General features: G+C 43.3%; 11 protein-coding genes and 2 pseudogenes. 7 read left to right on the top strand and 6 right to left on the bottom strand.

Annotated elements, in window-relative coordinates; all coding sequences use genetic code 11:
• Positions 1-158 precede the first annotated feature (158 nt).
• Together rlmN and ndk are read right to left on the bottom strand one after the other, a co-directional pair.
• A complete protein-coding gene (gene rlmN / locus A6J60_RS10520; protein ID WP_096065948.1) occupies positions 159-1,376 on the bottom strand; it encodes a 23S rRNA (adenine(2503)-C(2))-methyltransferase RlmN in 1,218 nt (405 codons plus the stop codon).
• A gap of 312 nt (positions 1,377-1,688) precedes the next feature.
• The gene (ndk, locus tag A6J60_RS10515) at positions 1,689-2,120 is read right to left on the bottom strand and encodes a nucleoside-diphosphate kinase (RefSeq protein WP_077448028.1); all 432 of its coding nucleotides are present in this window, start codon (positions 2,118-2,120) and stop codon (positions 1,689-1,691) included.
• 388 nt (positions 2,121-2,508) lie between these two features.
• Here ndk and A6J60_RS10510 point away from each other — a divergent pair, with 388 nt between their 5' ends.
• The 6 genes and pseudogenes from A6J60_RS10510 to A6J60_RS10485 form a co-directional block, all read left to right on the top strand.
• Complete coding sequence (locus A6J60_RS10510; RefSeq protein ID WP_227526125.1) at positions 2,509-4,287, top strand: FMN-binding glutamate synthase family protein; 1,779 nt, start codon at positions 2,509-2,511, stop codon at positions 4,285-4,287.
• A gap of 8 nt (positions 4,288-4,295) precedes the next feature.
• On the top strand, positions 4,296-5,309 hold the full coding sequence (locus tag A6J60_RS10505) for a phosphodiester glycosidase family protein (protein WP_227526124.1): 1,014 nt from the start codon (positions 4,296-4,298) through the stop codon (positions 5,307-5,309).
• 268 nt (positions 5,310-5,577) lie between these two features.
• Positions 5,578-6,669 carry a redox-regulated ATPase YchF gene (gene ychF / locus A6J60_RS10500; protein WP_096065947.1) on the top strand — a complete coding sequence of 364 codons (1,092 nt, stop codon included), beginning with the start codon at positions 5,578-5,580 and terminating at the stop codon, positions 6,667-6,669.
• A 180-nt stretch (positions 6,670-6,849) separates the two neighbouring features.
• The gene (locus A6J60_RS10495) at positions 6,850-7,434 is read left to right on the top strand and encodes a hypothetical protein (RefSeq protein ID WP_096065946.1); all 585 of its coding nucleotides are present in this window, start codon (positions 6,850-6,852) and stop codon (positions 7,432-7,434) included.
• 284 nt (positions 7,435-7,718) lie between these two features.
• On the top strand, positions 7,719-9,218 hold the full coding sequence (locus A6J60_RS10490; RefSeq protein ID WP_227526123.1) for a deoxyguanosinetriphosphate triphosphohydrolase: 1,500 nt from the start codon (positions 7,719-7,721) through the stop codon (positions 9,216-9,218).
• A gap of 382 nt (positions 9,219-9,600) precedes the next feature.
• Positions 9,601-9,756, top strand: a pseudogene (locus A6J60_RS10485) (TetR family transcriptional regulator); the annotation flags it as partial.
• Between the two features lie 14 nt (positions 9,757-9,770).
• Here A6J60_RS10485 and A6J60_RS10480 read toward each other — a convergent pair.
• Positions 9,771-10,846 (bottom strand): IS3 family transposase gene (locus tag A6J60_RS10480; RefSeq protein ID WP_413772355.1). Its coding sequence is split into 2 segments (ribosomal slippage): positions 9,771-10,591 and positions 10,591-10,846, totalling 1,077 coding nucleotides; the frame shifts between segments, so codons are not numbered across the junction.
• A gap of 72 nt (positions 10,847-10,918) precedes the next feature.
• On the opposite strand from A6J60_RS10480, the pseudogene A6J60_RS10475 reads away from it, so the two are divergent.
• A pseudogene (locus tag A6J60_RS10475) lies at positions 10,919-11,518 on the top strand (TetR family transcriptional regulator); the annotation flags it as partial.
• A gap of 171 nt (positions 11,519-11,689) precedes the next feature.
• Here A6J60_RS10475 and A6J60_RS10470 read toward each other — a convergent pair.
• The 3 genes from A6J60_RS10470 to A6J60_RS10460 form a co-directional block, all read right to left on the bottom strand.
• Positions 11,690-12,367 carry a TetR/AcrR family transcriptional regulator gene (locus tag A6J60_RS10470; RefSeq protein WP_096065945.1) on the bottom strand — a complete coding sequence of 226 codons (678 nt, stop codon included), beginning with the start codon at positions 12,365-12,367 and terminating at the stop codon, positions 11,690-11,692.
• A 123-nt stretch (positions 12,368-12,490) separates the two neighbouring features.
• Positions 12,491-13,279 (bottom strand): TatD family hydrolase, encoded by a 789-nt coding sequence (locus A6J60_RS10465; RefSeq protein ID WP_096065944.1) that lies wholly within the window; start codon positions 13,277-13,279, stop codon positions 12,491-12,493.
• An 80-nt stretch (positions 13,280-13,359) separates the two neighbouring features.
• Entirely contained in the window at positions 13,360-14,244 is an 885-nt protein-coding gene (locus A6J60_RS10460; protein WP_096066559.1) for an SAM-dependent methyltransferase, read from the bottom strand.
• Positions 14,245-14,698 lie beyond the last annotated feature (454 nt).

Genomic DNA, 14,698 nt, shown 5'->3' with positions numbered 1-14,698 from the left:
TTATTGATTGGCAACATGTCTCAATCAGACATAAGCAATACACATAATATTAACATCAGCTTAAACCATTTGTAATGGTTTGCACTGTTTTTATCACATTTTATAGTTAATAAATAGTGGCGTTAAATACAGTTAGAAAACCATCCATTCATCTAACCTTATTCACCAGCGGCCTGTTGCTCACGATCTTTAATACTTTGCTGCCATTTGGCTGAACGGCGGGTTCTATCAGCAACTTGACCAACCAATTGACCACAAGCGGCATCAATATCATCACCACGGGTCTGACGAATAGTACACACAAAGCCGGCGTTATTTAAGATATTACTAAACGCATGGATGCGGTTGTTACTTGAGCGATCGTATGGCGCATGCGGGAATGGGTTAAATGGAATCAAGTTAATTTTGCTAGGTAACCCTTCTAACAGTTCAACCAACTGATGCGCGTGCTCATCGCTGTCATTAACGCCAGCCAGCATCACATATTCAATGGTAACGTGCTTTTTGTGACGTGGATTATTGTCATGCACATAGGCTTTCGCCGCAGCAATCAGCTCACTTAATGGATACTTCTTATTAATAGGCACCAACTCATTGCGCAGCTCATCATTTGGCGCGTGTAATGAAATTGCCAGTGCCACATCGATGTCTTTGTATAAATCGTACATCTTAGGCACAACACCTGACGTTGATAAGGTCACGCGGCGTTTTGATAAGCCATAAGCGTGGTCTGATAGCATCAAGCTCATAGATGACACCACAGGCTTGTAGTTGAGCAGTGGCTCACCCATACCCATCATTACTACGTTGGTGACGTTATTATGCCATTCGCTATTGTCCACGCCTTCCATATACGAGGCGTTGGCAACCCAAAGCTGGCCAATGATTTCTGCCGGGGTCAAGTCACGCTCAAAGCCTTGCTTACCGGTACTACAGAAGCTGCAATCTAGCGCACAACCTACTTGTGAAGACACGCACAGAGTCTTACGGCCATTGACTTTACTGTCATCGGCTGGAATTAATACGGTTTCAACCAAAGAGCCGCCTGCTACTTTGAACACCCACTTACGCGTGCCATCATTACTAAACTCTTTGTGCACCACTTCTGGCGGACGCACGCAGGCTTGCTGCTTTAACTTTTCGCGCAGCCCTTTTGATAGATTGGTCATCTCATCAAAGTCAGTGACGCCATGTTGATAAATCCATTTCATCACCTGTGTGGCACGAAATGGCTTCTCGCCTATCTCTTTGAAATAGGCACCAAGCTCTTCTTGACTCATACCCAAAATATTGGTTCGGGTGTCATTCGCGTTGGCATCAGAGGGGTCAAAAGAGGTCGGCTGGCTGTCAGCAGGCTGCATAGGAATTTTGGTCATGATAACTTATCTAACCTAATATGAGTGTGAGTGGTAAGCGTATATGTTTTACGTTTAAAGATGTGGCAAACACCTTGGTCTACAACACCTACAATCTTGAGATAGCTTTTACAAGTTTGAGATAGCATCTTGGTATGTGCTGCCTTTAAAACACACATTATAACTTAATTTTGTTAATCGCATGTTGTCGTATCTTACGATGCCTGTGAAATAACAATGAAAACGGCCGAGCAAGTGCTCAGCCGTTTCGTTTAAAACCTTACGTTTTTAGATAACTAAGATAAGTAAATAAAAACGGGCTAAAAACATGAATTAACGAGTACGGTCTAGTACTTCGTTATCAGCGAAGAAATAAGCGATTTCGCGTTTTGCTGATTCAGCAGAATCTGAACCGTGTACCGCGTTTTCGTCGATGCTTGAAGCGAAATCTTTACGGATTGTGCCTTCAGCAGCTTCAGCTGGGTTGGTTGCGCCCATGATTTCACGGTGCTTAGCAATTGCATTTTCGCCTTCTAGAACTGAAACAACCACAGGACCTGAAGTCATGAAAGATACTAGGTCGTTGTAGAATGGACGCTCTTTGTGCTCAGCGTAGAAACCGCCTGCTTTTTCATCATCAAGATGTAGCATTTTTGCGCCAACAATTTTAAGACCGGCTTCTTCAAAACGGCTGTAGATAGCGCCGATGTGATTGCCGCCAACAGCGTCAGGTTTGATAATTGATAAAGTACGTTCGATAGCCATGATAAGCTCCTTTGGTTTATTAAGTGGGGGTTTATTAAGTGGGGGTTTATTAAGTAATGGTTTATTAAATAAGGTAAATGCAGGGACAGGTACTAATTGATGTGATTAATTTTAGCAGCCTATGCTATCCCATTGCCAATTTTGTGGCTGATTTTAACATGGATTGTACCAATAGGTTATTTGTTATTACCAAACAGATTAAAAAAATGTGCAAATCGACAAAAATCGGGGTTTAGCGACAATTGATAACACGTCACCATTAGGCTTAATCGTCAATATTGGCTATAATTATATAAAGGTTTTATTGCAAAACACACCACATTACTAAAATCCTATTTTTAAACATCTGATTAAACATCTGGCTCCAAAATTTGACAGAGGATATTTCATGTCACAATCTCCAAGCAAGGCTCCTAACAGAATCCCTATGGTTGAACAAAATGAACGCCAATATCAAGTTGGTGTTGTCAAAAGATACGGTCTATTAATAGGTGTGACCGTCATGACCTTTGTGTCCATATTTTTGTCGCTATGGTGGCTGGCCATTATCGCAGGGGCCTTGATGTTGGTTGGTATCTATGACCTATTACAATCGAAACATGCGGTGCTCTATAACTACCCAATCGCCGGTCATATCCGCTACTTCTTAGAAAGCTATCGTCCTGAGATTCGTCAATACTTCATTGAAAACGATAAAGAAGAAGTGCCCTTCTCACGCCAGCAACGTGCACTGGTGTACCAAAGAGCAAAAAACGTCAGTGATACCAACGCTTTTGGTACCTTAGATGATCTGTATGCGCAAGATAAAGAGTGGTTTTTGCAATCTCAAACCAGTCATCCGTTAGATGTCGAAGACTTTCGCATCATCGTCGGTAATGATCATTGCGAACAGCCCTACTCTATGTCGGTATTTAACATCTCAGCCATGAGCTTTGGTAGCTTATCTGGGCGCGCAATTATGGCACTAAACCATGGCGCAAAAATGGGCGGCTTTGCCCACGATACTGGTGAAGGTGCCATCAGCCCTTATCACCGCAAATATGGTGGTGACCTGATTTGGGAATTGGGTACCGGCTATTTTGGTTGCCGTGATGATGAAGGTAACTTTAACCCTGATTTGTTCCAAAAAAATGCCACTGAAGATCAGGTAAAAATGATCGAGATTAAACTATCTCAAGGTGCAAAACCGGGTAAAGGCGGGGTATTACCTGCTGAGAAAATTACCGAAGAAGTTGCTGAAACCCGCCATATTCCTATGGGCGTTGACTGTATCTCTCCATCGACTCACTCTGCCTTTAACACCCCACGTGAGTTGGTACATTTTTGGCAGCAGCTGCGTGAGCTATCAGGCGGCAAACCAGTCGGGTTTAAGCTGTGTATTGGTCAGCCTTGGGAGTTTATGGCCATTGTTAAAGCCATGATTGAAGAAAACAACTATCCGGACTTTATTGTGGTCGATGGTGCTGAAGGCGGTACGGGTGCAGCGCCTGTTGAGTTTATGGATAATGTGGGCATGCCATTAATTGACGGCTTTATGTTAGTACACAACACCCTAGTCGGTGCCGGCATTCGTGATAAAATCAAAATTGGTGTCAGTGGCAAAATTGTTTCTGCCTTTGATATTGCCAAAATGTTGGCCCTAGGTGCCGACTGGTGTAACTCAGCGCGTGGCTTTATGTTCGCCGTGGGTTGTATCCAATCTCGCTCTTGTCATACCAATACCTGCCCAACCGGTGTTGCGACCCAAGATCCATATCGTGAAAAAGCGTTAGACGTGCCCAGCAAGTCTGCACGCGTGGCCAACTTCCACAAAAACACCATCAAATCATTGGCGAACTTCGTTGGCGCTGTCGGACTATCACACCCATATGACTTGCAGCCATATCATATCGCACGCCGCATGCATGATGGTTCAATCAAGCTATTATCTAGATGTTTCTACTTCATCGATGAAGGCGCACTACTGACCGTCGAAGCACGCTCTGATATCTACAACCAGATGTGGGTAATGGCTGATCCTGATAGTTTTAAAGCAGATAACGAAGCCTATATTGCCTACAACAGAGACTCGCGTAGTGTCAAAAAACCTTCTAAACAAACCAGTAGTATTAATAACAACAGCCATATTTACGCCAGTAATAATATGGGCAGCGACGACTCTATCTAGGACAGCCCATGCAACAGCACTCACAGCAGCCAAATCCGAAGCTATTAAATAAGAAGCCATTAAATAAACAGCCGCAGTATGTGCAACCTTCACTAGGGCATGCATTGCACAAAGCTGTCAAAGCTGTCAAAACTATAAGCGGTCTGAAGGCTAACACTATGGCTAATCGCTCTTTGATACGCTCTGCGGGTGCTGCATTACTAACGGGGCTGATGCTCAGCGGCTGCACCGAGGGTGATCTGGATGCTTTGATTGAGTCCACTCATCAGTCCTCTGGGCAATCGGTTTGTAGCGCTCAAGCTGCGCCGTTTGCGCATACTTTATGTAGCGTGTCACAGGACAGCTTACAACAGGCGGATAGTCCGCTATCGCTGCAGTTGTTTTGGAAGTCTAGACAAGATGATCGGGCTGAGTCAGATCAGAATAGCGCGTTGCCGCCGCTGTACACCTTTGATGCATTGCTAGCCGATTTACCTAAGAGCCGTGAACTTAAATTTGCGATTAATGCCGGCATGTATGATCGAGAGTTTGCGCCCATCGGCTATACGGTGATACAAGGCAAGCAAATCTTGTCGTTAAATTTAAATGAAGGTGCCGGTAACTTTCATTTGCTACCCAATGGCGTGTTGTGGTGGGATAACAATAATCAGGTGCAGATCACCGAAAGCCAGCAATTTTCTAAGCTGCTAAACGACAAGCAAATAACCCCTTGGTACGCAACCCAATCTGGGCCCATGTTGGTCATTGATGACAGTATCCATCCTAAGTTTAATCAAAGCAGCACTTCCAAAAAGATTCGTAACGGTGTCGGTGTTTGCGCTGAGGGTCAGATTCAGTTTGTTACCAGCCATGAGCCGGTCAATTTCTATCAGTTTGCAGACTACTTCAAGCAACAGCTGCACTGCCCCAATGCACTATTTTTGGATGGCGGCATTGCCTCGGCACTATATGCCCCTGATACTGATCATAAAGATGACAAAAATATGGGCGTGATGTTGGGCTTGATCGAAGACAAAGACTAACTTATTACTGAGTGCATGATACTGATCCATATTTAATGGGTGATTAAAGTCTGGCATCAACCTGTTTCAGGTAGGATTTACCCTATTTACTGCGACAATAGCACCCCTTTATCACCAGTTTTTGCTACAATAGCGGCAATTTATAACAGCAGATAGTGTGTGACAGCAGACGGTTTGTGATAACCGTCTATTTTCGACACCTTTTTTCTATTAAGTTATCCGTTTTATTAATTACTTTTACAACCTTTTATATTAAGAGAGACAAGACATGGGCTTTAACTGTGGCATCGTCGGCTTACCGAACGTCGGAAAATCAACTTTATTCAATGCCTTGACCAAAGCAGGTATTGCTGCTGAGAACTTCCCATTTTGTACCAAAGATCCAAACGTTGGTATCGTGCCTGTTCCTGATCCACGCCTACAAAAGCTGGCTGCGATTGTGAATCCAGAGCGCGTACTACCAACCACTATGGAATTTGTGGACATTGCAGGTTTGGTTGCTGGTGCGTCACAAGGTGAAGGTATGGGTAACCAGTTTTTGGCCAACATCCGTGAAACCGACGCCATCGCACATGTGGTTCGCTGCTTTGATGATGACAACGTGATTCACGTTGATGGTCGTGTTAGCCCAATTGATGATATTGAAACCATCAACACTGAGTTGGCACTGGCTGACTTAGAAGCGGTCGAACGCGCTATCGTCAACTTAACCAAAAAAGCCAAAGGTAACGATAAAGACGCACAAGCCGCGCTTGATGTGTTCAAAAAAATCGAACCTTTCTTAGCCGAAGGTAAAGCGGCACGTCTAGCCAACCTAGACGATGACGAGAAAAAACTGATCAAAAGCTATGGTTTAATCACCTTAAAGCCAACCATGTACATTGCTAACGTTAGCGAAGATGGCTTTGAAAATAACCCATACTTAGATGCCGTTCGTGAATATGCAGCGAAAGAAGATTCTATTGTGCTGCCACTATGTAACCAAATCGAAGCCGAAATCTCACAGTTAGATGAGGATGATAAAGTCGACTTCCTTGAAGGCATGGGCATGGAAGAAGCAGGCTTAGATCAGGTAATCCGCTTAGGCTATAAATTGCTAGATATGCAGACTTACTTCACTGCTGGTGTTAAAGAAGTACGCGCTTGGACCGTTAAAGTGGGTGCTACTGCGCCAGAAGCAGCCGGTGTGATTCATACTGACTTTGAGCGTGGGTTTATCCGTGCAGAAGTGATTGCCTATGAAGACTTCATTGAGTATGGCGGTGAAAAAGGTGCTGCAGCTGCCGGTAAATCACGCTTAGAAGGTAAAACTTACATCGTACAAGATGGCGATGTGATGCACTTTAGATTTAACGTTTAATAGTTAACAAAGCGCTTAAATAAAACAGCGTTAATACATTCATATCAATAAAACTGATAGCTGACTTGTCACTATCAGTTTTATTTTCTCAAAATAATGTTATTATATAACATAACAATACTTCACTAAGTATTGTATTAACATTGTGCTAACGATTACTGTTTAACCTTAAGGACTTTTATGCCAAAGCCAGCCCTATCAAAACTTATCACCACTGCCCTATTAGGCAGCAGTTTAAGCCTTGTATTAACAGGCTGTCAGCCTGCCGATGAGTCTGATGCACAAGCGCACTCAGAATCAGAAAGCAGTGCTATCACACATGAGCACGATGAAGAGGCTCATGCAGAACATGAAGAACACGCAGATAAAATGCATGCAGCAGAAGATGAACACGCTGACCATGACCACAGTGGCCACGATCACGCCGGACACGAGGGACACGAGCATGCCAACAACCGCATTGTTTTTGATTGCCAACCTGAAAAGCAACTGGGTGTGTTCTATCATGAAGACGAGACCCCAAGTACAGCGCATATCTTAATAGACGGTATCGAATACGACTTTGTTCAAGATAGCAACTTGGGAGAAAAGACCTATATCAGTGACTTTGGTCTGCAAGACGATCATGGCTTGGTATGGACTGTCGATCAACAAGCTGCCAGCTTATACTCAGTACCGACAGCAATGGCAAAAGTAGATACCATAGCATCACTAAATGACCTTGAGCAATTCGATAAACTGTATAGCTGCCAGCAGCAAAGCTAATCAGGCCTCGCTTGAATCATTTATGCTTCATAATTTTCTGTTATGCTAAGGGTTAAAGGGCTTAAGTCATAAGCCCTTTACGCTATTATCTGTCTCAACAATACAATATTGAGCGCTAAAAATAATATAGTCAGAGAAGTCTAAAGTGGTTACAAGGCAACTGAGCGCAGGTACTACAAATGTAGGCTTAGCGAGGTTAACACCGTAACCGCTTAGTAGTTCATGACTATAGTAGACAAGACAAATAATAACGCCTTTTCTGTGACAGCTTTTATGGATGCTTTATGACCCAGCCCAGCCTTAATCTAAATAACCATCTTAATGAATCTAGCTTAAATCGCTTGAGTGCCAGCCAACGTTGGTCATACCTATTTAGTGACCGACGTTTGGGCAGTCGCAAAAAGCAAAACACTTCTGAAAAATCGCGCACGCCTTTCCATAAAGACTATGATCGTCTGATTTTTTCTCAGTCTTTTCGTCAGCTCAATCAAAAGACCCAAGTTCACCCCTTGACCAATCAGCTTGGTATCCATACCCGCCTGACCCACTCGCTTGAAGTGTCTTGTATTGGTCGCTCGTTAGGCATGATGGCGGCTGAAAGGCTGCATGATATCTTGCCCGAAGGTTTACCACGCGGTATTACTGTTGGCGATGTTGGGGTGATTGTGCAGGCGGCTTGTTTGGCGCATGATATCGGCAATCCGCCTTTTGGTCACGCTGGTGAATATGCGATACGAGACTGGTTCAATCAGCCCTCACAACAAGCGTTTTTGAGTTATTTAAGTCCAGAGCAGCGTCTGGATTTACAAGGCTATGAAGGCAACGCTCAAGGTTTTCGCCTGCTCACTCGCAACGAGCATCATCCCGATCGTGGCGGTATGCGCTTAACCTGCGCTACTTTAGGGGCGTTTATGAAGTACCCTTGGCTGGCCAAACACAGCAACATCACCGCTGACTATCCCAGCCATCTTGAGCCAAACGCCAATATCAGAAACCCTCAGCAACAGCCCAACGCCTTTAGTGCGCTTAATATCAAAAAATACGGCTGCTTTTATAACGATGCCAATGTCCTCGACAAGCTGGCCGGACAGCTGCGACTGCCTTATGCACTCGATCATGATGGCTACGCCCGCCACCCCCTAGCCTATCTGCTAGAAGCAGCCGACGATATTTGCTATGCATTGATTGACTTAGAAGATGGTATTCATCTGAATATGCTGGAATATCAGCAGGTTGAGCCGTTAATGCTACGGCTGATTGGCTCACGTGGTGCACCGCCAGAAGTGACTCAAAATGCGCCGGTGGTTCAAAAGCTAGCGGCGTTACGTGGACGCACCATGATGCGCTTGGTTGATAAGGTGACACAAGCCTTCGCCACCCACTCGGATACGCTATTAGCAGGTGAGCTACATGGCAGCCTATTTGAGCACTGTGAGCCCAGCGTCAAAGACGGTATAGCAGAAGCCAAACATCTGGCCTCTTCACAAATCTTCGCTCATCCAAGCAAGATACGTATGGAGCTGATGGCCAACCGCTGCTTGCAGACCCTTTTGGATGCTTTTATGCCACTGGCATTGCTGCCCATTGAGCAGCAGCCGTTACACTTTGAGCAAAAGCATTTGATCCAACTGTTAAATCAGCATCTGCATACGCTACACCGTGAGCTTAGAACCGATGTCTATGCCAATGCGCTCAATATTTTGGACTATATTACTGGCATGAATGATCATGAAGCCTACCGACTGGCGCAGGATTTAAATGGCATTGGTGATAAGGTGTGGTAGTTTAAAAACGAACGGCCTTTGCTCTATAACCTATCGCTATCCGACAGCCTATTCACACTCTATAAAACTGTCCATGATTTAACACTCATGCGCGTGCAGTGAATACAATTGTGCGTGTGCAGTAAGTTTTGATATATGGGGTGGTTTTAGTATATTATCTTTAAAGCACTGATTATGTAGCTGACTTAATACAGTAAAAAATTATAGTAAAAAATATAGCAATCAACATTGTCATAAAAATAGAATGAAATAAGGGGTATACAACAAAAACGGATAGACCACAAAAAAACTAACGTAGAATAAGTCACTGCAAAGAAGCATAATCAGTAGAAGCAACGTGAGCCGAAAGCTGGCATTCATTTTTCGTCTGAGACAATTAAACATGAGTAACACATCACACCCAAGTACAACATCGAATCCACCGCTAAACAGTCGTGAGCAAAAAAAACGACAGACCCGTCAAGCCTTTTTTAATGCGGTGTTAGACCTATGTATGATGGGGCAATCGTTTTGTAAATACCCCATTCTTAACACAACATCATCGTAGAATAATTAAGCCACCTGTCTATACTGGGCAGGTGTCATATCATTAAGTGAATCATGGGGTCTTTCGGTGTTATAAACCGTGATCCACTCCTCAGTCAGTTGACTGACTTCATTTAAATCATTGAATAAATAACAATCCAAAACCTCATTGCGGTAACTACGATTAAACCGTTCAATATAAGCATTCTGATAAGGACAGCCAGGCTCAATATAGTCAATATAGATACCGTGAGCCGTTGCCCAATCAGTAAACACTTTAGAGGTGAACTCACTACCATTATCCACACGAATTTGCTTAGGATAACCATGCCACTCGGCTAACTGGTCAAGGTAGCGAATCACTCGGAGTGAGGGAATGCTGGTACCAATATCAATGCCGAGTATTTCGCGGTTGTAATCATCAATCACATTAAAGGTTCGAAAGCGAATATTATTGTGCAGCTTATCGCTCATAAAGTCCATAGACCAAGTATGACCCAATGCGTTTGGCACACTTAACGGCTGGGGGTTACGTGTTGGTAGCCGTCTTTTAGACTTACGGCGTAGGTTTAAGTTTAAAGCTTTATAAACACGGTGTACTCGTTTATGATTCCATGAATAGCCAAGCTTGCGTATACGCTTAAAACACTTTGGGAAACCCCAACGATTGTGCTTATCTGTTAGTTCATTTAAGACATCAATAATCTCACTATCATCAGATAGCTTAGGCTTATAGTAATAAGCGGTTCGACTCATACAGACCACCTGACAGCTCGATGCAATACTGACACCATACTGCGCCTGCAATTCTTGAGCCCAGACTTTGCGCTCACAAGCAGGCGCTATAGCTTTTTTATGATATCTTCCTGCATTTGCGCTTTGAGGCTTAAATCAGCATACATCTGTTTAAGCCTACGGTTTTCTTCTTCAAGCTCTTTTAGTCGCTTAACATCAGAGGCTTCCATGCCTCCATACTTGGAACGCCATTTATAGAAAGTCGAATTAGCAATTCCGTACTTACGGCACAGCTCTTTAGCAGGTATTCCTGCTTCTGCTTCTTTTAAAATGGATACTATTTGGGTCTCAGTCATTCGTTTGCTCATATTAAAACTCCTTATGGGTATTTTATAAGAAATTCTACGTTTGAGCTGTGTTATTTTAGGGGATAGTTACAGTTTGCGTCTATCAGCTTGCGTCAGGTCACGCGTGAAGTCGGCGTGGTGCCTACGGCCTTTTACCGCCATTTTGATGATATGGAAAGCTTAGGCCGCAGCTTGGTAGAAGAAGAGCTTGGCGAGGCCTTATCGACCTTACGTAGTGGCTTACAGATGGGACGTACCCGCAGCTATGATCGTCAAATTGCAAAAAGTATTCAGCTGTTCTTTGCCTCAATTGATGAGCACCCACGCTACTGGCAGTTTATGGTCAGCGAGCGCTTTGGCGGTTCAGAGTCGGTGCGCAATGCCATTGATGCTCAGATTAAACTGTTCGCCCGAATCATGGGTGAAGATTTAGGCATCCAGCCTGCGTTTAAACACATCAATGCTGAAGACAGACGCTTACTTGCTGAGGCGGGATTGAACTTATTTTTGACTTGGATTATTGACTGGTTAGACCTAACCTACTCTCAGGCACATGATGAAGACAGTGATACGGACAATGTCACTGCCAAAAAAGAGCAAATGCTCAGACAGTGTACGCGTCAAGCGCAGATGCTGTTTTATGGTGCCGAAAACTGGCGCTCAAATGAAGAAACCTTAATGCCGGATGATTAACCTTAAATCATCCATTCTATTGAGTAAGCACTGACTCAATAGAAATTAAATCAGCATAAATAGAACTCACAAATAAAAAACGGTCATTTAAATTAGTTTAAATGACCGTTTTTTATACGCTATATTTTTTATTCAACCAAAGTTTTTATTTAATCAAAGCAGAACAATCCGCTATTCTTGCGACTGCTGGTGTGCCTGACTTTCTAAATCGATTTGATTCACCAATTCCATCATATCTTCATCCGTCTGCTGCAAACTTGGATACTGCTTTGGTAAATCTAACATCTGCTGAATCAATGCCAACCGTAGCGTATCACGGCGACCTAAGTAACGCTGATAAAAGCTTGAGTTTAATAGACTTGCACCGCCCTGACCAATTGACCAAATGGTAGACAAGTAATCACGGGTGCTTAATCCACTGTTCTGACTTTGTAGATACTGGCTAGAGATGTCAATCAGGCGCTTCATACGTGCGCGGCGTATCTCATATAGCTCGCCGAACATTCTATTTAGCCCTTGTGCTGATGCGGCCAGTCGCTCTTCAATTTGATTAAACAGTAGTGCTTTTTGAGGGTTCATTAGCTGCTGCAAAATCATTCGCGAGACACCCGCGGCGACACTGTCATCAATTTTGTTAATATCAAACAACTGCTCTTCATAGCGGATAATAATACGTAAATATAGCTCATCTTTACTTGAAAAGTGCTTATATAAGGTGCCTTTAGCCAAGTCCAGCTGGTCTGCCAAACTATCCAAGGTGATATCGCCACTTCCTGCTTCAAGTAAGAGTTGCTCAGCTGTAGCTAAAATCTTCTCTTCACGGTCCTTGAATTGCTGCTGCCTGCTCATGCAAACTCCTAACCTGTATCTACTTTGACAAAAATATCTACTATAGAAAAAAGGATGATTCCTTGGCTCTACAGCACAAAAGAGTTATGACTGCTTGGTCATACCTTGCATAGGATACCCATTTTATGCCCTTTGTGCTAGTAAATCATCGAAATTTTTTGTTGTTAGTCGCCCTACTTCCTCACTGCTGACACCAAATAGGTCACCCAAGCATTCAGCAACATAAACCACGTAAGCTGGCTCATTTGACTTACCACGCTTAGGAACAGGTGCTAAATAAGGGCTGTCGGTTTCAATTAACAGTCTGTCTTTAGGTACTTTTAAGGCGGCATCACGTAAGCTTTGGGCATTTTTGAAGCTAACAATGCCTGAAAAAGAGATATAAAAGCCCAAGTCTAAAGCTTTTTTGGCCGTATCCCAATCTTCGGTAAAGCAATGAATAATACCATGCTCTGCTTTTTCTGCTTTTAGGATATCAATGGTATCGTGTTTGGCTTCACGGGTGTGTACTACCAATGGCTTATTTAAGGTTTGGCTAGCATGAATATGACGGGCTAGGCTCGCCTGCTGCTCTTTTTTATTCTCATCACTCCAGTAATAATCTAGTCCTGTTTCACCAATGGCCCACACATGATCAGCATCAGCCATCTCTACTAAACGCTCTGTGGTAGCAGACTGTAACACCGACAAGTCTTCACAGGGATGAATGCCCACACTCATACCCAGATTAAGCTCATCATCACCAAACTTAGTGATAATGTCATAAATCTCATCATACTCTGCAAAGTCGCACATAATGGCCATTGCGCGGGTGACCTTAGCCTGTTTCATGGCATCAATCACGCCGTCAAGCTGACCATCATGCTGAGTTAAATCCAAACGATTGAGATGACAATGAGTGTCTGTAAACATAAATACTGTTACCCGTTAAATAAACAAGTGAATAAAAAATACGATAAGTTGGTAGTCGAATGCTTGAGTGAAAACAGCCTCTAATCTAGCACTCGCAGCGACACAATACAAAACTTTGCATCTGCTGACTGCCAAACAAAACCAATATCAAACTGCTTATATCTTAAAAAATAAACCCGCTGCTGATCTTGTCCGTCTACATCATTAGCTTTTGAATGAGCCTTACGATACGCAGGACGTGGATCTTGAGCAATGAGCTGGCAAATAATCTCTATATCAGCTGGCGATAACAACTGCTCAAGCTCAGCTTGCACTGCCGTATTAATTGACACCGGCTGTAGCTGCGGCCTATCAGGCGCAAAGCCACTGACCGCATCAGTGAGCGCATCACTATAAGCAATATAAGGCTTAATATCTACTATCGGCGTGCCATCAACCATATCCGCACCACTTATATGTAGCCGAACCTGTGAATTCACAACCTCAACTCGCTCTAGCTTGACCACAGATAGCCCAAGCTGTGAGGGTCGAAACGTACTACGCGTCGCAAATACGCCAAGTTTGGTATTACCGCCCAGCCTTGGCGGACGCACCTTTGGTTTAAATACTGGTGGCTTAAATGCCGAGGGCTGCTGAGTTAGCTCGGTCTGATTGTGATTATTATTGTGCTCGTCATTATTAGCAGTGTGAGTTTTAAAGTTGTTATTATTTTTTGAGTGGTTGTTATGATTTTTAAGGTTATTGTTATGATGCGTGTGCCAACTGATCCACAAATGACTAAATTGCTCTATACCGTCAAAGGCTTCTGGCGTATTATAAGGGACGATTAACTCAATCACACTCGGTAAAGCCACGAGATTTGGCTGTCTGGGTATGCCAAACTTTTGCGTCAGTGCGGAGCGATGATAACCGATAATGGGCACAGATATCTGCGGATATGAGTGTGAAGCGTTGGCGTCTGACATCGTTGAGTGCATTGAGTGTTGAGAACCTTAATCAGTAGATGGCTTAGTTTTGCCAGTATGGTTGCGATTAGGATGCATCGAAATAACGAGAACAAATCACTAAATAAGCTTCATTTAGCCAAAACTGCTAAGCCAAAACCGCTCAAAAATAGCCATTTAATTCATTCAACACTGTGATTAATAAATTAAAACACAGTGCATAAGCAAACGAAATACGGTGCTTATAATATTTTATACAGCCGTTATTCCATTTTATAATGATGCTTTCATCCAATTTTGCTCGATTAGCCGCTATGATACACAATAATTTGTTATTATGTGCCACGTAAAAAAAGCGTCGCGCTTTATTCAATGGCATTGTAAACCAAACGTTTTGCCCTTATTTAATTTATAAAGCAAACCTCTTGATAGAGCACACACTAAACTTTAAGTCGCTTTACACGTAACGCTTTAC

The sequence above is a fragment of the Psychrobacter sp. FDAARGOS_221 genome, assembly GCF_002313155.2.
Taxonomy (GTDB): domain Bacteria; phylum Pseudomonadota; class Gammaproteobacteria; order Pseudomonadales; family Moraxellaceae; genus Psychrobacter.
This window is presented reverse-complemented; position numbering and strand designations above follow the sequence as displayed.

Coding starts and splice junctions, on each gene's coding strand:
- A6J60_RS10495 (WP_096065946.1), top strand. CDS start 6,850: ATGCCAAAGCCAGCCCTATCAAAACTTATCACCACTGCCCTATTAGGC.
- A6J60_RS10505 (WP_227526124.1), top strand. CDS start 4,296: ATGCAACAGCACTCACAGCAGCCAAATCCGAAGCTATTAAATAAGAAG.
- ychF (WP_096065947.1), top strand. CDS start 5,578: ATGGGCTTTAACTGTGGCATCGTCGGCTTACCGAACGTCGGAAAATCA.
- A6J60_RS10470 (WP_096065945.1), bottom strand. CDS start 12,367: ATGAGCAGGCAGCAGCAATTCAAGGACCGTGAAGAGAAGATTTTAGCT.
- ndk (WP_077448028.1), bottom strand. CDS start 2,120: ATGGCTATCGAACGTACTTTATCAATTATCAAACCTGACGCTGTTGGC.
- A6J60_RS10510 (WP_227526125.1), top strand. CDS start 2,509: ATGTCACAATCTCCAAGCAAGGCTCCTAACAGAATCCCTATGGTTGAA.
- rlmN (WP_096065948.1), bottom strand. CDS start 1,376: ATGACCAAAATTCCTATGCAGCCTGCTGACAGCCAGCCGACCTCTTTT.
- A6J60_RS10460 (WP_096066559.1), bottom strand. CDS start 14,244: ATGTCAGACGCCAACGCTTCACACTCATATCCGCAGATATCTGTGCCC.
- A6J60_RS10465 (WP_096065944.1), bottom strand. CDS start 13,279: ATGTTTACAGACACTCATTGTCATCTCAATCGTTTGGATTTAACTCAG.
- A6J60_RS10490 (WP_227526123.1), top strand. CDS start 7,719: ATGACCCAGCCCAGCCTTAATCTAAATAACCATCTTAATGAATCTAGC.